At 70.5% G+C, this 19,946-nt stretch carries 17 protein-coding genes; 9 read left to right on the forward strand and 8 right to left on the reverse strand.

All coding sequences use genetic code 11. From position 1 onward, the window contains the following. Nucleotides 1-741: an SDR family oxidoreductase gene (locus R4I43_RS13795; RefSeq protein WP_324266007.1), complete on the forward strand. Its 741-nt coding sequence runs from the start codon at nucleotides 1-3 to the stop codon at nucleotides 739-741. Here R4I43_RS13795 and R4I43_RS13800 read toward each other — a convergent pair. Then, nucleotides 728-1,021, reverse strand: coding sequence for a hypothetical protein (locus R4I43_RS13800; RefSeq protein ID WP_324266008.1), 294 nt, complete (start codon nucleotides 1,019-1,021; stop codon nucleotides 728-730). The genes R4I43_RS13795 and R4I43_RS13800 overlap by 14 nt on opposite strands. 150 nt (nucleotides 1,022-1,171) lie before the next feature. Between R4I43_RS13800 and R4I43_RS13805 the strand changes: the two genes are divergently transcribed. Both R4I43_RS13805 and R4I43_RS13810 read left to right on the forward strand, forming a co-directional pair. Continuing rightward, nucleotides 1,172-2,956 (forward strand): Xaa-Pro dipeptidyl-peptidase, encoded by a 1,785-nt coding sequence (locus R4I43_RS13805; RefSeq protein ID WP_324266009.1) that lies wholly within the window; start codon nucleotides 1,172-1,174, stop codon nucleotides 2,954-2,956. Nucleotides 2,957-3,147: 191 nt separating this feature from the next. Continuing rightward, on the forward strand, nucleotides 3,148-4,248 hold the full coding sequence (locus R4I43_RS13810; RefSeq protein ID WP_324266010.1) for a DUF4192 domain-containing protein: 1,101 nt from the start codon (nucleotides 3,148-3,150) through the stop codon (nucleotides 4,246-4,248). 26 nt (nucleotides 4,249-4,274) lie between these two features. Here R4I43_RS13810 and galE read toward each other — a convergent pair whose 3' ends face one another. The 3 genes from galE to R4I43_RS13825 all read right to left on the reverse strand — a co-directional run bounded on the left by galE (nucleotide 4,275) and on the right by R4I43_RS13825 (nucleotide 7,174). Further along, on the reverse strand, nucleotides 4,275-5,237 hold the full coding sequence (galE, locus tag R4I43_RS13815; RefSeq protein WP_324266011.1) for a UDP-glucose 4-epimerase GalE: 963 nt from the start codon (nucleotides 5,235-5,237) through the stop codon (nucleotides 4,275-4,277). Nucleotides 5,238-5,303: 66 nt separating this feature from the next. Next, a complete protein-coding gene (gene galK / locus R4I43_RS13820; RefSeq protein WP_324266012.1) occupies nucleotides 5,304-6,482 on the reverse strand; it encodes a galactokinase in 1,179 nt (392 codons plus the stop codon). Then, the gene (locus tag R4I43_RS13825) at nucleotides 6,479-7,174 is read right to left on the reverse strand and encodes a metal-dependent transcriptional regulator (RefSeq protein ID WP_324266013.1); all 696 of its coding nucleotides are present in this window, start codon (nucleotides 7,172-7,174) and stop codon (nucleotides 6,479-6,481) included. Before R4I43_RS13825 ends, galK begins: the two co-directional genes overlap by 4 nt. Before the next feature lie 122 nt (nucleotides 7,175-7,296). On the opposite strand from R4I43_RS13825, the gene R4I43_RS13830 reads away from it, so the two are divergent. The 5 genes from R4I43_RS13830 to R4I43_RS13850 all read left to right on the forward strand — a co-directional run bounded on the left by R4I43_RS13830 (nucleotide 7,297) and on the right by R4I43_RS13850 (nucleotide 13,585). Then, nucleotides 7,297-8,148: a sulfurtransferase gene (locus R4I43_RS13830; protein WP_324266014.1), complete on the forward strand. Its 852-nt coding sequence runs from the start codon at nucleotides 7,297-7,299 to the stop codon at nucleotides 8,146-8,148. An 83-nt stretch (nucleotides 8,149-8,231) separates the two neighbouring features. Next, nucleotides 8,232-9,407 (forward strand): acetoin utilization protein AcuC, encoded by a 1,176-nt coding sequence (locus R4I43_RS13835; protein ID WP_324266015.1) that lies wholly within the window; start codon nucleotides 8,232-8,234, stop codon nucleotides 9,405-9,407. Between the two features lie 108 nt (nucleotides 9,408-9,515). Next, nucleotides 9,516-12,095 (forward strand): bifunctional acetate--CoA ligase family protein/GNAT family N-acetyltransferase, encoded by a 2,580-nt coding sequence (locus tag R4I43_RS13840; RefSeq protein ID WP_407691249.1) that lies wholly within the window; start codon nucleotides 9,516-9,518, stop codon nucleotides 12,093-12,095. A gap of 42 nt (nucleotides 12,096-12,137) precedes the next feature. Further along, nucleotides 12,138-13,019: an alpha/beta hydrolase family protein gene (locus R4I43_RS13845; RefSeq protein WP_324266017.1), complete on the forward strand. Its 882-nt coding sequence runs from the start codon at nucleotides 12,138-12,140 to the stop codon at nucleotides 13,017-13,019. A gap of 263 nt (nucleotides 13,020-13,282) precedes the next feature. Beyond that, the gene (locus tag R4I43_RS13850; RefSeq protein WP_324266018.1) at nucleotides 13,283-13,585 is read left to right on the forward strand and encodes a hypothetical protein; all 303 of its coding nucleotides are present in this window, start codon (nucleotides 13,283-13,285) and stop codon (nucleotides 13,583-13,585) included. Between the two features lie 284 nt (nucleotides 13,586-13,869). On the opposite strand, the gene R4I43_RS13855 is transcribed toward R4I43_RS13850, so the two are convergent. After that, nucleotides 13,870-15,525: a fumarate hydratase gene (locus R4I43_RS13855; protein ID WP_324266019.1), complete on the reverse strand. Its 1,656-nt coding sequence runs from the start codon at nucleotides 15,523-15,525 to the stop codon at nucleotides 13,870-13,872. Between the two features lie 186 nt (nucleotides 15,526-15,711). Here R4I43_RS13855 and R4I43_RS13860 point away from each other — a divergent pair, with 186 nt between their 5' ends. Beyond that, nucleotides 15,712-16,431: a tyrosine-protein phosphatase gene (locus R4I43_RS13860; protein ID WP_324266020.1), complete on the forward strand. Its 720-nt coding sequence runs from the start codon at nucleotides 15,712-15,714 to the stop codon at nucleotides 16,429-16,431. Nucleotides 16,432-16,679: 248 nt separating this feature from the next. Here R4I43_RS13860 and R4I43_RS13865 read toward each other — a convergent pair whose 3' ends face one another. The 3 genes from R4I43_RS13865 to R4I43_RS13875 form a co-directional block, all read right to left on the reverse strand. Further along, nucleotides 16,680-17,651: a sigma-70 family RNA polymerase sigma factor gene (locus tag R4I43_RS13865; RefSeq protein WP_125091919.1), complete on the reverse strand. Its 972-nt coding sequence runs from the start codon at nucleotides 17,649-17,651 to the stop codon at nucleotides 16,680-16,682. A gap of 299 nt (nucleotides 17,652-17,950) precedes the next feature. Beyond that, nucleotides 17,951-18,376, reverse strand: coding sequence for a D-aminoacyl-tRNA deacylase (gene dtd / locus R4I43_RS13870; RefSeq protein WP_324266021.1), 426 nt, complete (start codon nucleotides 18,374-18,376; stop codon nucleotides 17,951-17,953). Continuing rightward, complete coding sequence (locus R4I43_RS13875) at nucleotides 18,373-19,887, reverse strand: class I SAM-dependent methyltransferase (protein ID WP_324266022.1); 1,515 nt, start codon at nucleotides 19,885-19,887, stop codon at nucleotides 18,373-18,375. The genes dtd and R4I43_RS13875 overlap by 4 nt, the downstream gene beginning before the upstream one ends. Between the last annotated feature and the right edge of the window lie 59 nt (nucleotides 19,888-19,946).

Genomic DNA, 19,946 nt, shown 5'->3' on the forward strand with positions numbered 1-19,946 from the left:
GTGGGCGAGCCCATCTTGGTCACCGGTGGCACCGGAACGCTCGGCAGCGCGCTCGTGCGGCGGCGGCGGGACGCCGGCGAGGACGTGTCCGTGCTCAGCAGGAGTCCCGGCTCCGGCCGGGTGGTCGGTGACCTGCGCACCCGGCAGGGGCTGAGGCAGGCCGTGTCCGGCGCGGAGGTGATCGTGCACTGCGCCACCACCAACAGCGGGCAGGACGTGCAGGCGACCCGGAACCTGGTCGAACACGCTCGCCGAGCGGGCAAACCGCACCTGGTCTACATCTCGATCGTCGGAATCGAGCAGGTGCCGCTGCCCTACTACCGGGCGAAGCTCGAAGCGGAGCGCCTGATGATCGAGTCCGGGCTGCCGTGGACCATCCTGCGCACCACGCAGTTCCACGACCTCATCGCCAAGATCAGCGCGCTGCAACGCCGTTCGCCGGTGATCGCGGCCCTGTCCGGGGTTCGCTTCCAGCCGATCTCGGTGCGCGAGGTCGCCGAGCGACTGGCGGAGCTGGCCGGTGCTGATCCCGCCGGCCGGGTCCCGGACATGGCAGGCCCGCAGGTGCGCAGCCACGAAGACTTGACCAGGGCATATCTCCTGGCCAATGGACTGCGTCGTCGGGTGCTGCGGCTGCGTCCGCCCGGTTCGGTCTTCCGCGCGCTCCGGTCCGGCGCCAACCTGGCGCCGGACCGGGCGGTGGGACGGGTGACGTTCGAGGAGTTCCTCAGCGGCGGCTGAGCAGGTGGGCAGCTGTCGCGGTCGCTGCGGTCACCGCGAGCACCGACGGCCAGGCACCGATCTTCTTGGCCAGCGGATGCGAGCCGGCGAGCGCGGTTCCGTAGGTGGCGCCCAGCGCCAGGGCGGGGGCGACGCCCGCACGGCGGCGGCAGATCTCCATCGCGCCCAGGCCGGCACCCGCCGCGACGACTCCGCCCCAGTGCCGGTGCTGGGAGGCGCGCGCGACCGCGAAGCCACCGATCAACCCGGCCGAGGTCAGCAGGCTGGACGGAATCGACATGCGAACTCCTCGTTGGTTCCGGTTCGGATGCTTCGACCTTACTGCCGCCCGGGTGGTTCTGGCGTGAACCCGCCGCGGTGGTGATTGACTTCCGATTTCGCGCTAAGAAAAGTGCTGGTGTCGTCCTCCTTCCAGCTTCGGGAGCCCTGCATGCGGCGCGTTCGGACGGGTTTGCTCGCGGCGGTCATCGCCCTGCCCTTGATCGGTTCCACGGCTGCGGCCCAACCGCCGCAGGGCCCGGTGTTCGCCGATGGCGAGGCGCAACCGGTCTTCGACCCGGCTCAGGCGGTGCGGCAGGACCTGTTCGTCACCGCGCCGGTCGACAGCGACCGCGACGGTCAGCAGGACCGGGTGCACGTCCAGGTGGTGCGGCCGAAGGAGTCCGGGCAGGGCGTGCGGGTTCCGGCGGTCTACCAGGTCAGCCCGTACTTCTCCGGTGGCAACGAGGTGCCCAACCACAACGTCGACACCGAGCTGCACGTGCCGGAGCAGCCGCCCGGGCAGCGGACGATGCGCAGCACCGGCGGTGACGAGCGGATCGCGGTGGCCGCCGAGATCGACTGGGCTTACGAGCAGTACCTGCTGGCCAGGGGCTACGCCGTGGTCTACGCGGAGTCGCTGGGAACCGGTGCGTCCACCGGCTGCCCGACCACCGGCGCCGAGAACGAGACGATCGGCGCCAAGTCCGTGGTGGACTGGCTCAACGGTCGCGCCGCTGGTCACGACGCCGGTGGTGGGCCCGTGAAAGCGGGCTGGGCGACCGGCAAGGTCGGCATGATGGGCGTTTCCTACAACGGCACGCTGCCCAACGCGGTGGCCTCCACGGGTGTCGAGGGGCTGGAAGCGATCGTGCCGATCGGGGCGATCTCGAACTGGTACGACTACTACCGCACCGACGGAGCCGTGGTCGCCCCCGGCGGCTACCAGGGCGAGGACGCCGACGTGCTCGCCAAGTACGTCCACACCCGCGCCGACCGGGAGCCCTGCCGTCCGGTGATTGACGAACTGACCGCGGAGCAGGACCGCGTCACCGGCGATTACAGCCGGTTCTGGGACGAGCGCAACTACCTCGACGACGTCGACGAGGTGCACGCCGCAGTGCTGTCGGTGCACGGCCTCAACGACTGGAACGTCAAGACCAGGCAGGCGGCCCAGTGGTACCGGGCGCTGCGAGAGCACGACGTCCCGCACAAGATCTGGTGGCACCAGTCCGGTCACACCGACCCGATCAAGCTGCACGAGCAGGAGTGGCTGCGCACGCTCAACCGCTGGTTCACCCGCTACCTCCACGGCGTGCCCAACGGTGTCGAGGACGAGCCCCGCGCGACGGTGCAGCGCGAGGACGGCAGCTGGACCGAGGAGCCCGAGTGGCCCGCGCCGGAGGTGGCTGAGACGGTGCTGCGCCCGACTGCGGGCGGGTCGCAGCGAGGTGGCCTGAGCGCTGAAGCCCCAGCTGAGCGGGCCGTGGAGGGCCTCACCGACGACGCAGGACTGCTGGCGGAGGACCTCGCGGCGGCACCGAGCTCGCCGAACCGGCTGGCCTTCTTCACCGAACCGCTCGCCGGGCAGGCCCGGATCAGCGGGGAAGTGCGGGCGAAGCTGGCGCTGAGCTTCGACCGGCCGGCCGCCAACGTGACCGCGCTGCTGGTGGACCAGGCGCCGGACGGCTCGGTCTCGGTCGTCACCCGCGGCTGGGCGGACCCGCAGAACCGGGAGGCGCTGGACCGGACCACGCCGATCGAGCCCGGGCAGAACTACGCGATCGACGTGGCCATGCAGCCCGACGACTACGTGTTCGCGCCGGGGCACCGGCTCGGCGTCGTGGTGCTCTCCAGCGACCACGACTTCACGCTGCGACCCGATCCCGGGGTGGGGCTGCGGCTGGACCTGGCGCGAACCAGCATCTCGTTGCCGGCCGTCGGACGGATTTCGTGACGTCTGTTCACGAAATCCGTTGGAATCACCCGCAGTGATGCCCGATGGGGTGGCCGGATTCGTCCGGTTGATCGTCGCCGATCGGTGTGGTTTCAAGGGTTTCAACGCTGATTCGTCCACAGCGGACGAAGTTGTCCAAAGATTTGCGAATCCGCTTTCGCCGAGCGGGTTTTCGTCCCCATCGTTGGGGCATGACAACGCGACTGAACACCGAGATCTCCCTGAGCGAGCCCGGGGACGTGCTCGCCGCGCTACCCCACATGCTCGGGTTCCACCCGACCAACTCCTTCGTCCTGCTCACGCTGCACGACCTCACCAGCACGCCGAAGTTCGGCGCGAGCATGCGGATGGACCTGCCGTGCCCCTCGCAGATCTGCTTGTTCGGCGAACACCTGCTCCACGGACCGCTGAGCAGGCAGCGAGCCGAGGGCGTGATCATGGTCGTGGTCGGCAACCAACCCAACTACGAGGGGTGCCCGGAGAGCTGCAGCGGCAAGTGCCACGAGAGCGATGAGACCGGTTCCGACTGCGGGCCGCCGATGTTCGACCTCGTCGACGTCGTCCGGAAAACCCTGTTCCAGGCCGGGATCGTGACAGCCCACGCGCTGCACGTCCCGCAGGTCGCGGTCGGCGAACCGTGGCAGTGCTACTACGACGAGAGTTGCCGGGGCGTCGTCGCGGACCCGAAGGAGTCCCCGATGGGCGCGGTGATGGCCGCCGAAGGATCGGTGACCTTCGGCAGCAAGGAAGAACTGCGCGAACTCGTCGCACCCGAATCCGAAGCGGTGGTCAACCGCTGGTCGGCCAAGCTCGACGCCCTGACCGAGGAGACCATCGACTCCTACGACCCGTCACGGGTCACCGAGGACGTGCGCAAGGTCTTCGGGGCCATCCAGCGCATCGCCGCCGGCTCCGCGCTGACCGAGGACGACCTCCTCGGCGTGCTGCAGGCGGTCGCGGACATCCGGGTGCGCGACATCGTGATGGGCACCGCGCTCAGCGAGCTGGCCCGACCGGCCGAGGAGCTGTGGCTGACGCTGGTGCGCAAGGCCCCCGAACCGGAGCTGGTCGAGGTCGCGGCCCTGTTGGCGTTCTCGGCCTACGTGCGCGGTGAGGGCGCGCTCGCCGGCGTCGCCCTGGAGCGCATCGAGCACGCCAAGCCCGGGCACAACCTCGGCGCCCTGATGCGGCAGGCGATGGACGCCGGAATCCCGCCCGCGGAGCTGGCCGTCATCGCCCGTCACTCGGCCGACGACGTCCAGCTCCTGCTCGACGAGGACGGAGCCTGCTGATGTGCGCGAAGACGCGGAAGAAGCGCTCAGGCCGTGTGGCGGGCGCGGGTGAACTCCCACGCGTCGCCGACGATCACGCCGAGGTCGGCTCGCTGCGGCTGCCACCCCAGTTCGTCCCGCGCACGCGCGCTGGAGGCGACCAGCGTCGCCGGGTCGCCTGCCCGTCGGGGTGCGACCTTCGCCGGGATCGCGTGCCCGGTGACCTCGCGGCAGGTGTCGATGACCTGCTTGACCGAGAAGCCCGTGCCGTTGCCCAGGTTGTAGATGCGGTGCTGTCCGCCCGTCGCGTTCTGCAGCGCCAGCAGGTGGGCGTCGGCGAGGTCGGTGACGTGGATGTAGTCGCGGACGCAGGTCCCGTCCTCGGTCGGCCAGTCCTCGCCGAAGATCTGCACCTGCTCGCGCTGGCCCAGCGCCACCTGCAGCACGATCGGGATCAGGTGGGTCTCGACGGTGTGCCGCTCGCCGAAGGCCCCGTGCGCCCCGGCGACGTTGAAGTACCGCAGGCTGACCGCGCCGATGCCGTGCGCGGTCGCGTAGGAGGTGATCGCGTGGTCGATCGCGAGCTTGGTCGCACCGTAGGTGTTCGTCGGCCGCGTCGGCAGGTCCTCGGTGATCGGGGAGACCTCCGGCTCGCCGTAGGTCGCCGCCGTCGAGGAGAACACCAGGCGCGGCGTGCCGTGTTCGCGCATCGCGTCCAGCAGGCGCAGCGACGTCACGACGTTGCCCTGCCAGTACTTCTGCGGATCCTCCATCGACTCGCCGACCAGCGACTTGGCCGCGAAGTGCAGCACGCCGTCGAAATGCTCCGCGAGCAGCTCACCGGCCGCCGAGGCGATGTCGGCCTCGACGAACTTGCAGCCGTCCGGGACCGCGTCGGCGTGCCCAGTGGACAGGTCGTCGACCACGACCACTTCGTGGCCCGCCTCCACCAGGCGTGCTGCGCACACGCTTCCGACGTAACCGGCACCGCCTGTGACCAGGAGCTTCAACTGCGTACTGCCTTCCGTGGGAAAACTAGTCGACTGGGCGGGAAGCGGAGGCCGACGACCCGAGCGTCACTGATCCCGTCCCGCACCGGCGGAGGGTATCGCGATGAACACGCGCGGCTCGGGCAGGCTCCGCTCCGCGAACGCGGCCCGGACGGCGGACTCGATCCGCTCCCGGTCCGAAGTGGAGATCAGCGCGATCGCCGATCCGCCGAAGCCACCGCCGGTCATCCGCGCCCCCAGTGCGCCGGCCTGCACCGCTGCGTCCACTGCGACGTCGAGTTCCAGGCAGGAGATGCGGTAGTCGTCGCGGAGGCTGGCGTGGGAGGCGCCGAGCAGCGGCCCGATCTCGGAGTACCGGCCGGAACGCAGCAGCTCCACGGTGGACAGCACCCGCTCGTTCTCGGTGACCACGTGCTTGACCAGCGGTTGAAGCTCGTCCGGAAGCTCCTGAAGCGCCGTCGGCAGCTGCTCCGCCGAGATGTCCCGAAGCGCCTTCACCTCGAGCAGGTCCGCCGCCCGTTCGCAGCCCTTCCGGCGTTCTCCGTAACCGGATTCGCTGTGCGAGTGCTTCGCGCGTGTGTCGATCACGAGCAGTTCGAGGTCTGCGATGCGCGGGTCGAACGGGACCTGCTCGGCTTCGCCGGAGCGGACGTCGAAGAACAGCACGTTGGACTCGACGCAGCGCAGCGACGCGGTCTGGTCGAGCAGGCCGGTGGGGGCCCCGACGTAGTCGTTCTCCGATCGCTGCACCAGCCGCGCGATCTCCGCCAGGCTCGGCGCGTCCGGCTTGCCCGGCGCCAGGCCCAGGTGATCAAGCAGCGCCAGCGCGAGGGCGCACTGCAGCGCGTGGGAGGAGGACAGGCCCGCGCCGGTGGGGACGTCACCAACGATCATCAGGTCCAGGCCGGCAACGGCGTGACCGGCTTCGCGAAGCGCCCATGCGACGCCTGCGGGGAACGCGGCCCAGCCGGTGGGGAAGCCGGGAGCGAGGTCGTCGACGACCACTTCCTCCGCCTGGTGGAGCTTGCCGTCATCGCCCAGCGTCGTGGCCACGAGCTTGCGGTCGTCACGCGGTCCGATGGCCACCGCCACCCGGTGCGGGATCGCCATCGGAAGCACGAAACCGTCGTTGTAGTCGGTGTGCTCACCGATCAGGTTGACCCGGCCGGGGGCCGACCACACCGCGCTGGGCGCGCGGCCGTGCTCAGCGGCGAAGAGCTCTGCCGCGCGGTTCGAGACGCTCACTTGGCGGTCACCATCACAGCGTGGGCGATGCTGGAGGTCAGCTCTGCGGTGCCGTTCTGGCCGCGCACCTCGATCGGCTTGTTCGCGCCCACCACCGACATGATCTCCACCTCGTTGCCGGGCACCACGCCGACCTCCTTGAGGTCGGTCATCAGGTCCGGGTCCAGCTGCACGTGCTCGGCGATCCGGCGGATGACCGCGCGGCCACCGCCGTTGCGGGCGATCTCGTCGACCCGCTGGAGCTCGCCTTCGACGGCGCTGTCGACGTGATCGACACCGAGGTCGTCGAGACCGGGGATGGGGTTGCCGTAGGGAGACGTGGTGGGGCCACCGAGGAGCTTGACGAGCTTGCGCTCGACGGCCTCGCTCATCACGTGCTCCCAGCGGCACGCCTCGTTGTGCACGTGCTCCCACTCGAGGCCGATCACGTCGACGAGGAGCCGTTCGGCGAGTCGGTGCTTGCGCATCACGCTGATCGCCCGGGCGCGGCCGGCCTTGGTCAGCTCGAGGTGGCGGTCCTCGGCGACCGTAAGCAGCCCGTCGCGCTCCATGCGGGCCACCGTCTGGCTCACGGTCGGTCCGCTCTGCTCCAGGCGCTCGGCGATGCGGGCCCGGAGCGGCACCACGCCCTCTTCCTCGAGGTCGTAAATGGTGCGAAGGTACATCTCAGTGGTATCGATGAGATCGTTCACGTCGGCTCCCCATTCAAGTCCCAACCACGATGCTAGTCGCTGCCAGCGACAACGGTCAGTGGCCGGGGAGTTGACAGCCAGGATTGTCGACCGACCTCGTCGGCGGGCTTCGAAAGGCCGTCATGCATCCCTTGATCAGTACCGATGATCTCATGGCCGCGCTGGGTGCGGACCCGCACCCGACACTGCTCGATGTGCGGTGGTCGCTGCTCGGCCCACCGGGCCGGGAGGCCTATGCCGAGGGGCATTTGCCCGGAGCGGTTTTCGTGGATCTGGACACCGAGCTGGCAGCCGAACCGGGGCCGTCCGGACGGCACCCGCTGCCCGACCCGGCGGTGCTGCAGGAGGTGCTGCGCCGCGCCGGGGTGGACGCCGACCGAACGGTGGTCGTCTACGACGCCGACAACGGTTCGGCGGCGGCCCGCGCGTGGTGGCTGCTGCGCTGGGCGGGTCACCGCTCGGTGGCCGTCCTCGACGGTGGTTATGCGGCGTGGGCGGCCGAGGGCAAGCCGACCACCACCGAGGTCCCTGGAGCAGGTGACGGCGGTTTCCGGGTGCGGGCCGGTGCGATGCCGGTGATCGACGCGGGCCAGGCCGCGGAGCTGGCCCGGGAGGGCGTGCTGCTCGACGCCCGGGCACCCGAGCGCTACCGGGGCGAGGTGGAACCGATGGACCCGCGCGCCGGTCACGTGCCCGGGGCGCGCAACGCGCCGTTCAGCGAGCACACCGGTGAGACGGGCCGGTGGCGTTCGCCCGCGGAGCTGGCCGAGCACTTCGCCGCGCTGGGCGTCACCGGCGACGACGCCGTCGGGGCCTACTGCGGTTCGGGGGTCACGGCCTGCTCGGTGCTGCTGGCCCTGGAACACGCGGGCATCGCCGATGCGAGCCGCCCGGCAGCGCTCTACGCGGGCTCGTGGTCGAACTGGGCGGCCGACCCGGCGCGGCCGGCGGCCACCGGATCCGAGCCCGGCTGAGGCCTCGCGAGATCGATCCGGTTCGGCGGGTCGGACGGCCGAGACCCTGTGGCGGTGGGCTTCCGGCGGGTAGCGTCCCGCTCATGGGTTCTCAGTTGGCGGTGGTCTGGGACGAGTCGGTCCTCGAGTACGACCTGGGCGGGCAGCATCCGCTGCATCCGATCCGCCTGGACCTGACGATGCGGCTGGCCGACTCGCTCGGCGTGCTCGACGGCGTCGAGACGATCAAGCCTGAGCCGGCCGCCGAGCAGGATCTGCTGCGGGTGCACACGGCCGAGTACATGGCCGCCGTCCGCTCGGCGCCGATGGGCGGCTGGGAAGTCGGTCACGGACTGGGCACCGACGACAACCCGATCTTCGACCGGATGCACGAGGCGTCGGCCTTGATCGCCGGTGCGTCGATCAAGGCCGCCGAGCAGATCGTGACCGGCCGCGCCGACCGGGCGGTCAACATCGCCGGCGGGCTGCACCACGCGATGGCCGACCACGCGGCGGGGTTCTGCGTCTACAACGACTGCTCGGCGGCCATCGCCTGGATGCTGGAGCAGGGCGTCGAGCGCATCGCCTACCTCGACATCGACGTGCACCACGGTGACGGCGTGCAGGCCGCCTTCTACGACGACCCGCGCGTCATGACGATCTCGCTGCACCAGCACCCGGTGACGCTGTGGCCGGGCACCGGCTTCGCCACCGAGGTAGGCCGGGGCAGCGCCGACGGCACGGCGGTCAACATCCCGCTGCCACCGGGCACCGGTGACGCGGACTGGCGGCGCGCCTTCCACGCCGTGGTGCCCTCGGTGCTGGAGCAGTTCCGGCCGCAGGTGCTGGTCACCCAGTGCGGCGCCGACGCGCACCGCGACGACCCATTGGCCGACCTGTCGCTGAGCGTCGACGGGCAGCGCGCCACCTACCAGAACCTGCGGGAACTGGCCGAGAACCACGCCGGTGGCAAGTGGCTGGCGCTGGGCGGCGGGGGCTACTCGCTGTTCCGCGTGGTGCCCAGGGCCTGGACCCACCTGCTGGCGACTCTGCTGAACCGGGACATCGCGCCGGAGACGACCATCCCCGAGGATTGGATCGCGCACGCCGTCCGGCGTGCGCAGAACGTGCCGATGCCGACGTCGATGTCGGACGGGGCGGACCCGTCGTTCGAACGCTGGACCGGCGTGACCGCTTCGGCGGTCGACACCGCGATCCGCGACGCCCGGCATGCGGTCTTCCCGTTGCTCGGGCTGGACCCGGCTGACAGTCGCGACTGAGGAGTGTCCGGAGTGGACGAAGAGCTGGGAGAGGAGGCCGGGCCGCAGCAGGAGTACCCCCGGCAGTGGGAAGCCGACGTGGTTCTCTCCGACGGCGGCACCGTGCACATGCGGCCGATCGTCCCGGCCGACAAGGACAAGCTGATCGCCTTCCACGGGCGGCTCAGCGATCGAACCAGGTACTACCGCTACTTCGGTCCGTACCCGCGGATGCCCGAGCGCGACGTGCGTCGGTTCACCCAGGTCGACTACGTCAACAGGGTCGCGCTGGTGGCGCTGCTCGGCGACGACATCGTCGCGGTCGGCCGCTTCGACCGGCTCGGCGAGCAGAAGTCCGCCGAGGTGGCGTTCGTGGTCGAGGACGCCCACCAGGCTCGCGGTCTCGGCTCGATCCTGCTGGAGCACCTCGCCGCCGCCGCCCAGGAACGCGGTCTGCGGCGCTTCGTCGCCGAGGTGCTGGCCGAGAACTCCAAGATGGTGCGGGTCTTCCGCGACGCCGGTTACCAGGTCAGCCGGGCGATGGAGGAGGGCGTGGTGCACCTGGAGTTCGACATCGACCCGACCGAGGAGTCCGTGGCGGTCGCCCGCGCCCGCGAGCAGGCCGCCGAGGCGCGCAGCGTGCACAACCTGCTGCGCCCGCGTTCGGTGGCGGTCATCGGTGCCTCCACGGATCACCGCAAGATCGGCCACGCGGTGCTGACCAACCTGCTCACCGCCGACTTCACCGGGCCGGTCTACCCGGTCAACCCCGAGCACCGGTCCGTGCGCGGGGTGCGCTCGTACGCCTCGGTGCTCGACATCCCCGACGAGGTCGACCTCGCGGTGGTGGCGATTCCGGCCGCCAGCGTCAACGAGGTCCTCGACGACTGCCTCGCCAAGGGCGTGAAAACGCTGGTCATCGTCTCGTCCGGGTTCAGCGAGACCGGCCCGCAGGGACGTGAGGTCGAGCGCGAGATGGTGCGCGCCGCGCGGGTGCACGGCATGCGGGTGGTGGGCCCCAACGCGCTCGGCGTGGTCAACCCGGACCCGGAGTTCCGGCTCAACGCCAGCCTCGCTCCGCAGCTGCCCGGGCGCGGGCGGACCGGCTTCTTCTGCCAGTCCGGTGCGCTGGGCGTGGCGATCCTGGAGACCGCCACCGAGCGCGGGCTCGGGCTGTCGACGTTCGTCTCGGCGGGCAACCGCGCCGACCTGTCCGGCAACGACCTGCTGCAGTACTGGCAGACCGATCCGGCCACCGACGTGGTACTGCTGTACCTGGAGTCGTTCGGCAACCCGCGCAAGTTCGGCCGGCTGGCCAGGCGGCTGGCGCGCAGCAAGCCGGTCGTGGTGGTCAAGTCGGGTCGGAACTCGGTGCGCGCGGGCCTGGCGGCCACCACGGTGGAGATCGACGAGACGAGCGTGCAGGCGCTGTTCGAGCAGTCCGGCGTGATCCGGGTCGAGTCGGTCGCGCAGATGTTCGACACCGCTCTGCTGCTCGCCCACCAGCCGTTGCCGCAGGGCGACCGGGTCTCGATCGTGGGCAACTCCTCGGCGCTGGGCATGATCGCCGCCGACGTCGCTCAGGCGCAGGGCCTGCAGCTGGCGCACGAACCGGTCGACGTCGGGGCGGCGGCGGGACCGGACGAGTTCGCGGCGGCGGTGCGCGACGCGGCGCTGCGCAGCGACGTCGACGCCCTGGTCACCGTGTTCGCGCCACCGGTGGCGGTGCCCGGCACCGCCTACGCGCGTGCGCTGCGGGAGGCGCTGCACGAAGCCGACGCCACCCGCTCGAAGCCGGTGGTGACGACGTTCCTGGCTGCCGAGGGCGTGCCGGACGAGCTGAAGGTGCCCGGCCCGGACGGGACGACGGGCAAGGGCTCGGTGCCGTCGTACCCGAGCCCGGAGCGCTCGGTGCTCGCGCTGGCCAGGGTGACGCGCTACGCGAAGTGGCGCGCGGCGCCGAAGGGGCACTTCGTGCGGCCGGACGTGGACGCCGAGCAGGCGCGTTCGCTGGTCGAGCAGTGGCTGGCCGAGGGTGTCGCGGAGCTCGGTGACGAGCGGACCGTGCGCCTGCTGGGCTGCTACGGCATCGACGTGGTGCCGTTCCGCAAGGTCGGCGACGTCGACGCGGCGGTCGCCGCGGCCGAGGAGCTGGGGTACCCGGTGGCGCTGAAGTCGACCAGCGCCAAGCTGCGGCACCGCAACGATCTGGTGGGCGTCCGGCTGGACCTGGGCAGCCCGGAGGCGGTGCGCGCGGCCTACGCCGATGTGCGCCGGGTTTCCGGGGTGGACGACGTCTACGTGCAGCGAATGGCCGGGCGCGGGACCTCGTGCGTGATCGATCTGCTCGACGACCCCTCGTTCGGCACGCTGGTCTCCTTCGGGCTCTCCGGTGTGGCCAGCGAGCTGCTGGGGGACAAGGCCTACCGCGCGCTCCCGCTGACCGACGTGGACGTGGCCACGCTGGTGCGCGCGCCCCGGGCGGCGCCGCTGCTGGTCGGGTACCGGGGCGTGGAACCGGCGGACCTGTCGGCGCTGGAGGACCTGGTGCTGCGGGTGGCGACGCTGGCCGAAGACCTCCCCGAGGTGCGGCAGCTGGCGTTGCAGCCGGTGCTGGCCTCGCCGACGGGTGCTGCGGTCACCGGGGCGCGGGTGTCGCTGGGGGAGTCCCCGGCGGTTCTGGACACCGGGCCGCGCAGACTGCGATAGGGGACACAGACCGGAACTTGTCGGTTCCGTTAATCTGTGCGCGTGGATGAGGTCACGACCCGGAAAGTCGACGCACCGGCCCCCGTGCTCGGCGTGGTCCCCGCGGGCCAGTACCGGATCAAGGTGCGCGCGGTGCAGCAGGACGACCCGAGCGCGCCGGTCGCCGTGCTGGCGCCCGCGATGGGCGTGCCCGCCGGCTACTACCGGCCCTTCGTGGCCGAGCTGCACCGGCTCGGCATGACCGTGGTGTCGTTCGACGTGCGCGGCCAGGGCGAGAACAAGCCCCGTGCCCAGCGCGGCGTCGACTTCAGTTACCAGGACTTCGTCAACGACCTCGACGCCGTGCTCGACCTGGTCGAATCGGTGCTGCCCCGGGCGTCCCGGTTCGTCCTCGGGCACAGCCTGGGCGGGCAGATCGCGCTGCTGCACACCGCGGCCAACCCCGGCCGGATCCAGGGCGCGGCGCTGATCGCCACCGGGTCGGTCTGGTACCGCGGCTACCCCGGACTGGCCAAGTACTACTACTCGCTGCTGGGCACCCAGACGATCGCGCTGGCCTCCACGCTGCTGGGCTACTGGCCCGGCTACGTCTTCGGCGGCAAGCAGGCGACCGGGCTGATGCGCGACTGGGCCCGCCAGGCCCGCACCGGGCGCTGGCGGCTGAGCGGCTCCGACCTCGACTACGACGCGGCGCTGGCCGACGTGACGACCCCGCTGCTCACGGTCACGGTGGACAACGACGAGCTGGCGCCGACCTCGGCCATGAACGACCTGGTCAAGCACTCCACCCGCGCCGAGCGCACCGAGCGGCACTACACCACCGACGACGCGGGCGGGCCGGTGGACCACTTCAAGTGGACGCGGAGTTCCGCCGAGATGGCGGCCTGGATCCAGGACTGGATGAACGGCGTCCTCGCGCGCTGATCGCGCACCGGACGTGGTGGGGCCCGGCCGGGCGAATTGTGTGAAAGCTGTGGACCGATCCGCTGCGGCCGGGACGCAACCGCCGACTCCCGCACGTCCGTCTTAAGGGCATGAGACGCCTACGAACCGCAGTGGGCGCGGGGAGTCTGCTACTGGTACTCGCAGCCTGCGCCCAACAGCCGACCAACGACGTGGGGTTCGGTGGTCAGCCGCCGGTGCCACCCGGACCGGTTCAGCCGAAACCTGAACCGGAACGGACACCGGTGGCCGCGGAGGCCATCGATCTTTCGCAACTGCCGAAAGGATATCCGAAGAAGGTCTGGACTCAGGACAACGGTACCGCAGTGGTAGCCACCGGTCAGGAGGGCGGCTGCAGCAAGGTGCGCGCCGAATTGGCGGAGCAGGCCGCTGACCACGTCAAGATCGTCCTGGTGGAGGAGACTCCGGACCCACCGGGCATCTGCACGATGGACCTGCGCTACCCACCGGTGGCGGTGAGCCTCAGCGCGCCGCTGGAAGGGCGGAAAGTCGTCCTGGAGCAGAAGGACGTGAAGGTTCCGCGCTGATTCGGCTGCAGTGCGGCGGAAACCTGCCGCCGCCGCGCGCTCAGAACTCGGTTCGCCGCCGGAGGTGGGGCTCCACGGTGCGCCGGGTTCGGCAGTCCACTCTCGACGCGGGCTTTCGCAGCGGGATGACCGCGGCCGCGTGGGCGCACCCCGGGCACAGCCCCGGGGGGCCCCACACCCGTCGCCCGCACAGCACAGCGGCCGGCGCGGGGGGGCGCCCCGGGGCCGCTGCGCCCCCGCCCCCCCCCGGCGGGGCCCCCCCCAAGACCGGTCGCCCGAAGAGCTCAGCGGCCGAACGAGATCTGCAGGGTGGGCTGGGTCGAGTTCGCGAAGAAGTCGTTGCCCTTGTCGTCGACGACGATGAAGGCGGGGAAGTCTTCGACCTCGATGCGCCAGACGGCCTCCATGCCCAGCTCGGGGTACTCCAGCACCTCGACCTTGCGGATGCAGTCCTGCGCCAGCCGCGCGGCCGGTCCACCGATCGAACCGAGGTAGAACCCGCCGTGGTTCTGGCAGGACTCGGCGACCTTCTTGGACCGGTTTCCCTTGGCCAGCATGACCATCGAGCCACCGGCGGCCTGGAACTGCTCCACGTAGGAGTCCATCCGGCCCGCGGTGGTCGGACCGAACGAGCCCGAGGCGTAGCCGTCGGGCGTCTTGGCCGGACCGGCGTAGTAGACCGGGTGGTCGCGCATGTAGTCGGGCATCGGCTCGCCCGAGTCGAGCCGCTCGGCGATCTTGGCGTGCGCGATGTCTCGCGCCACGACCAGCGGGCCGGTCAGCGAGACGCGGGTCTTAACCGGCAGCTTGGACAGCTCGGCGCGGATCTCGGTCATCGGCCGGTTGAGGTCGATCTTGACGACCTCGTCGGAGAGCTGCTCGTCGGAGACCTCCGGCAGGTACTTGGCCGGGTCGCGCTCCAGCTGCTCCAGGAACACGCCCTCCGGGGTGATCTTGGCCTTGGCCTGCCGGTCCGCCGAGCAGGACACCGCCACGCCGACCGGTAGCGAGGCGCCGTGCCGGGGCAGGCGGATGACGCGCACGTCGTGGCAGAAGTACTTGCCGCCGAACTGCGCGCCGATGCCGAACTGCCGGGTCATCTCCAGCACCTGCTGCTCCATCTCGACGTCGCGCAGCGCGTGCCCGGAGGCCGAGCCCTCGCGCGGCAGCTCGTCGAGGTAGCGGGCGGAGGCCAGCTTGGCGACCTTGAGGTTGTACTCGGCGGACATGCCGCCGACGACGATCGCCAGGTGGTACGGCGGGCACGCGGCGGTGCCCAGCGAGCGCAGCTTCTCCTCCAGGAACCGGCCCAGACGCGTTGGGTTCAGCAGCGCCTTGGTCTCCTGGTAGAGGAAGGTCTTGTTGGCGCTGCCGCCGCCCTTGGCCATGAACAGCAGCTCGTAGAACGGGTCGGTGCCCGGCTTGTTGTACAGCTCGATCTGGGCGGGCAGGTTGCTGCCGGTGTTGCGCTCCTCCCAGAAGTTCAGCGGCGCCATCTGCGAGTAGCGCAGGTTGAGGTCCTGGTAGGCGTTGAAGATGCCGCGAGCCAGCGACTCCTCGTCCTGACCGCCGGTGAGCACCGTTTCGGTGCGCTTGCCGATGACGATCGCCGTGCCGGTGTCCTGGCACATCGGCAGCACCCCGCCGGCCGACACGCAGGCGTTGCGCAGCAGGTCCGTGGCCACGAAGCGGTCGTTCGCGCTGGCCTCGGGGTCTTCCACGATCGACTTCAGCTGGGCGAGGTGCGACGGTCGCAGCAGGTGCTGGATGTCCTTGATCGCCTCAGCGGCCAGCGAGGTCAGCGTGGCGGGTTCGATTTCCAGGAAGCGGCGCCCTGCGGCTTCGACGACCTTGATGCCTTCGTCGGTCACCAAGCGGTACTCGGTGTCGTCGGGGCCGAGGGGGAGCACCTCGGTGAAATCGAAATTCGTGGTGGTCACGTCGCGGCTCCTTTGCGCGCGTTCGGGTTACGCGTCCACTCATGTAACCGCGCTGCGGATCACGCCGTCCACACGGGTCGGCAATGTGTGACGGAGACCCGACGCCCGTGCGCTGCCAGACCTGGTCGAAACGTCCTCGGGTTGAGATTCTCGGGGCCGGACCGCACTCATCGAATCGGAGGCTTCATGGAGACGTCGGATGCGCTCGGCGAACTGGTCAACCTGCGCGACCTCGGCCGTCAACCCACCGGCAGCGGGGTGCTGACCAGGACCGGCGTGGTCTACCGCAGTGATGCCCCGTTCCCCGGCGACCGCGATCCCGAGGGACTCCCGGCGTGGCCGCCGCGCGTCGTGATCGATCTCCGGGAGGCGGCCGAGACCCGGTCGGAGCACCCGCTGGCCTCCGTCGCGCAGGTCCACCGCGTCCGGCTCCTGGAGGGGCTGGACAAGCCGGACAACGAAGACGGCACCGTGCACGAGCTGACCGCGCTCTACAAGGGGATGCTGGAGGGCGCGCCGAAGAAGCTGGTCGAGGTGTTCCGGTTCGTCCTGGCCGCCGACGGCCCGGCGCTGGTGCACTGCGCGGCGGGCAAGGACCGCACCGGCGTGGTCTCGGCGATGCTGCTCAGCGCGGCGGGCGTGCGCCAGGACGCGATCGTCGCCGACTACGTGCGCACCGACAAGAACATGCTCCGGGTGCTGCAGCGGCTCAACGAGCTGCCGGAGCTGCCGCCGGGCGTGGACGAGGAGATGGTCGCCGAGCTCATGGCCACCCCGACGCAGGCGATCGAGCGCGTGCTGGAGATCTTCGGAAGCCACCCGGACGCGGCAGCGGGCTGGCTGAGCAGCCACGGTGCCACCGACGACGAACTGAACCGCTGGCAGGAGAAGTTCCTGGACAGCTAGGTCAGGTAGCGGGGGAGTAGGTGAGGAGGTCGGACCCGCCTTTTCGACGAGTCCGGCCTCCTCCAGCAAGCGGTGGAGGACCCCACCGCTCAAGTCGGCGGAAGGAGATCTTCACCCTGGCACCGTGCTCAGGTCAACGGGCCGATCGGGTGCACGATGAAGCCGATCCGGGTCGAAACGGGCAAATCTGCCCGGCGGGTCGCGGTCGAGGGCGGAGCGCCCCTCGTCGCGAGGGGCGCTCCGGTGGTTCAGCTGGCGTAGGCGCGGAGCCGGTCGGCCCGGTCGCCCTGGCGCAGCTTGGACATGACCTCGCGCTCGATCTGGCGGACCCGCTCGCGGGACAGGCCGAAGGCCTTGCCGATCTGGTCCAGGGTGCGCGGCTGGCCGTCCTCGAGGCCGTAGCGCATCCGGATGACCGCCTGCTCGCGCTCCTCCAGCGTGGACAGCACCCGACGCAGGTCGTCCTGCAGGAAGCCGGAGATCACCGCGTTCTCGGCGTCGGCGGACTCGGCGTCCTCGATGAAGTCGCCCAGCGGGGCGTCCTCCTCGGCGCCCACCGGCATGTCCAGGCTCACCGGGTCACGCGAGTGGTCCATCAGGTCGAGGATCTTCTCGACCGGGATGCCGGCCTCCTCCGAGAGCTCCTCGTCGGTGGCCTCGCGGCCCAGCTTCTGGTGCAGGTCGCGCTTGATGCGGGCCAGCTTGTTGACCTGCTCGACGAGGTGGACGGGCAGCCGGATGGTGCGGCTCTGGTCGGCCATGCCTCGGGTGATGGCCTGCCGGATCCACCAGGTCGCGTAGGTCGAGAACTTGAAGCCCTTGGTGTAATCGAACTTCTCCACCGCGCGGATCAGGCCCAGGTTGCCCTCCTGGATGAGGTCCAGCAGGGGCATGCCGCGGCCGGTGTAGCGCTTGGCGAGGCTGACGACCAGGCGGAGGTTGGCCTCCATCAGGTGGTTCTTCGCGCGCCGACCATCCCGCACCACGGCATTGAGGTCCGAACGCCGCTCGGGGGAGAGGTTCTTGCTGGTCTCCAGCAAGTGCTTGGCGAAAACTCCGGCCTCGATCCGCTTGGCGAGGTCGACCTCTTCCTGTGCGGTGAGCAGCGCGGTGCGCCCGATGCCGTTGAGGTAGACGCGCACCAGGTCGGCCGATGGTCCCTGGGTGTCCAGTTCTTCGGCGACGGCGACGTCTGGCTTGGTGGTCTGCGGGACGGTCATGAGCTCCCTCCCTGACGGGCTGGCTGGCGGGGCGCAATTCACACCGACGCATCGGTGCGCGGTGCGGAAGACGCGTACGCTCGGTATTAACCGGGGCTTCCGCGTCTACGTTCTTCTTCGGATGTCGAGTCGGTGCCGGACTGGTCGGTCACCGCTGTCGGCATGGCCGTCGAAGCTTCGTTACCTGGAAAACGACGGGCGCGACGAATTCGTTCCCGATGTTCTCGAATCGAAGACGTCGCGGCCGTCACATCCGTTGCGCGCCCAGCCTGAGGATTTCCTGAGAGCTCTCGTTACATTTAGACCTCAACCAAAAGTGTGAATGGTCCGTCGTTCACGCTTTCGACGGCCATCATCGCCCCGAACACCCCGGTCGACACCCGAGCACCCCGCTCCCGGAGCTCCGCCACGACCTCGTCCACCAGCGGTTCGGCCTGTTCCGGGCGAGCCGCCTCGGTCCACGAGGGGCGGCGCCCCTTCTTGGTCGACCCGTAGAGCGTGAACTGGCTGACCACCAGCAGCGGAGCCCCCGCCGAGGCGCAGGACTCCTCATCCCGGAGCGCACGAATCTCGTGAAGTTTCCGGGCCATTTTTACGACTTCCTCACGCCCGTCGGAATGCGTCACACCCAATAGGACCAGCAGACCGGGTTCTTCGATCTTGCCGACGACTTCGCCGTCGACCGTTACCGAGGCGCGAGTGACCCGCGTGACGATTGCCCTCATTGATCAACACCCCGCCATTCGGCCGGAACGACCATTCCGTGCCGGACGAGTTCGCGCACCATCGGAATCGCAGCGGAGGTCAACTCCTCCACATCTTCGCCGTAACCCATCGCCAGCAACTCCAGCAGTTCCTCCAGCGGCAGTGCGCCGCGGAATCCCGCCAGCAACCGGACCCCGAGCTCGTCGATCTCGTGCTGCCAGCCCGGCCCGTCGGTGCGGTGCAGGCGGTGCACGATCGGTTCCCAGCCCTCGTCGCCGGGCTGCGAGACCTGCTCCAGGACGGTGATGCCGGCCGTGACCAGCCGGGCGGCCAGCAGATCCTCGTCGGAGTCGTGGGCTCGCAGCCAGTCGACCCGACGCAGCCAGGCGTCGGACTCCGGGCCCAGCGGGTCGTCGAAGGCGTGCCGCAGGTCCTCGCAGACCACCTCGCCCGGGCCGTCGGTGCGGCGGAGGGTGACGAAACCGAAGCCGATGCCGATCACGTCGTTGTCGGCGAACCAGTCCAGCCACTCGTTGGCCTTGCGCACGCCCTGCTCGGAACGCAGGTCGTAGCCGGCGTCGCGCAGCCACGTGCCCACGTAGAGGTCGGGATCGGCGACGTCGCGCTGCACGAACCACGCGTCCACCCCGGCGCCCGGCGGCAGCCAGGAGGCCACCCGGTCCTCCCAGTCCTCGCCCTCGCGGTGCACCCAGGAGGCCAGCAGCTGCCCGGTGCCGCCCTCGTTGAGGAACGACGGCAGCTGGCGCACCACCAGCGCGCTCGCGTCGTCGCCGGCCAGTCCGGAATCGCGGTAGGTGAAGTCGGTGCGCGGCGGCCCCACCACGAACGGCGGGTTGCACACCACCAGGTCGAACTTGCGGCCCCGGACCGGGTCGAACCACTCGCCCGCGGCGAGCTCGGCCTCCACGTCGTTGAGCCGGAACGTGGCCCCGGCCAGCGCCAGCGCCCGCTCGGAGACGTCGGTGACGGTGATGCTCTCAGCGTGCGTGCTCGCGTGCAGCGCCTGCACGCCGCACCCGGTGCCCAGGTCGAGCACGGAGCCGACCGGCCGCCGGGTGGTGGCGCGCACCAGGCTCAGCGAGGCGTGCCCGACGCCCAGCACGTGGTCGGGATCCACGGGACGGCCGCCGCGCAGGTCGGAGTCCAGGTCCGACACGACCCACCAGGAGTGCTCGCCCTCGCCGTAGGGCCGGATGTCCAGGCCGGCGCGCAGCAGCCCTCCGTCGGCGGCAAGGATCCCGGCGGCGAGCGCGTCGTCGGTGCTCAGCGAGCCCAGCGCGGCCTGCACGTCGGCCTGCTTCTCGGCCTGCCCCAGCAGGAACAGCCGGACCAGGGTGCCCAGCTCCCCGGCGCCCTCGGTGGCGCGCAGCGCCGGCACCGGTTCGCCGCGGCCGAGCGCGGCGTGCGCGGAGTGGCCGAGCAAGTCGAGGACGCCGTCGGCGTCGTAGGAGGCGGCGCGGAACGCGTCGCGAAGTCGGTCGATGCGGTCAGCGGACAGATCTGGAATCACGTCCTGAATCCTCACACGCCAGCCGACCGGCGCATCCCCTCACTCGCCGCGAGGCCGGG

Source organism: Saccharopolyspora mangrovi (assembly GCF_035320975.1).
Taxonomy (GTDB): domain Bacteria; phylum Actinomycetota; class Actinomycetes; order Mycobacteriales; family Pseudonocardiaceae; genus Saccharopolyspora; species Saccharopolyspora mangrovi.

Coding starts and splice junctions, on each gene's coding strand:
- R4I43_RS13830 (WP_324266014.1), top strand. CDS start 7,297: ATGCATCCCTTGATCAGTACCGATGATCTCATGGCCGCGCTGGGTGCG.
- R4I43_RS13860 (WP_324266020.1), top strand. CDS start 15,712: ATGGAGACGTCGGATGCGCTCGGCGAACTGGTCAACCTGCGCGACCTC.
- R4I43_RS13840 (WP_407691249.1), top strand. CDS start 9,516: ATGCGGCCGATCGTCCCGGCCGACAAGGACAAGCTGATCGCCTTCCAC.
- dtd (WP_324266021.1), bottom strand. CDS start 18,376: ATGAGGGCAATCGTCACGCGGGTCACTCGCGCCTCGGTAACGGTCGAC.
- R4I43_RS13805 (WP_324266009.1), top strand. CDS start 1,172: ATGCGGCGCGTTCGGACGGGTTTGCTCGCGGCGGTCATCGCCCTGCCC.
- R4I43_RS13835 (WP_324266015.1), top strand. CDS start 8,232: ATGGGTTCTCAGTTGGCGGTGGTCTGGGACGAGTCGGTCCTCGAGTAC.
- R4I43_RS13800 (WP_324266008.1), bottom strand. CDS start 1,021: ATGTCGATTCCGTCCAGCCTGCTGACCTCGGCCGGGTTGATCGGTGGC.
- R4I43_RS13865 (WP_125091919.1), bottom strand. CDS start 17,651: ATGACCGTCCCGCAGACCACCAAGCCAGACGTCGCCGTCGCCGAAGAA.
- R4I43_RS13810 (WP_324266010.1), top strand. CDS start 3,148: ATGACAACGCGACTGAACACCGAGATCTCCCTGAGCGAGCCCGGGGAC.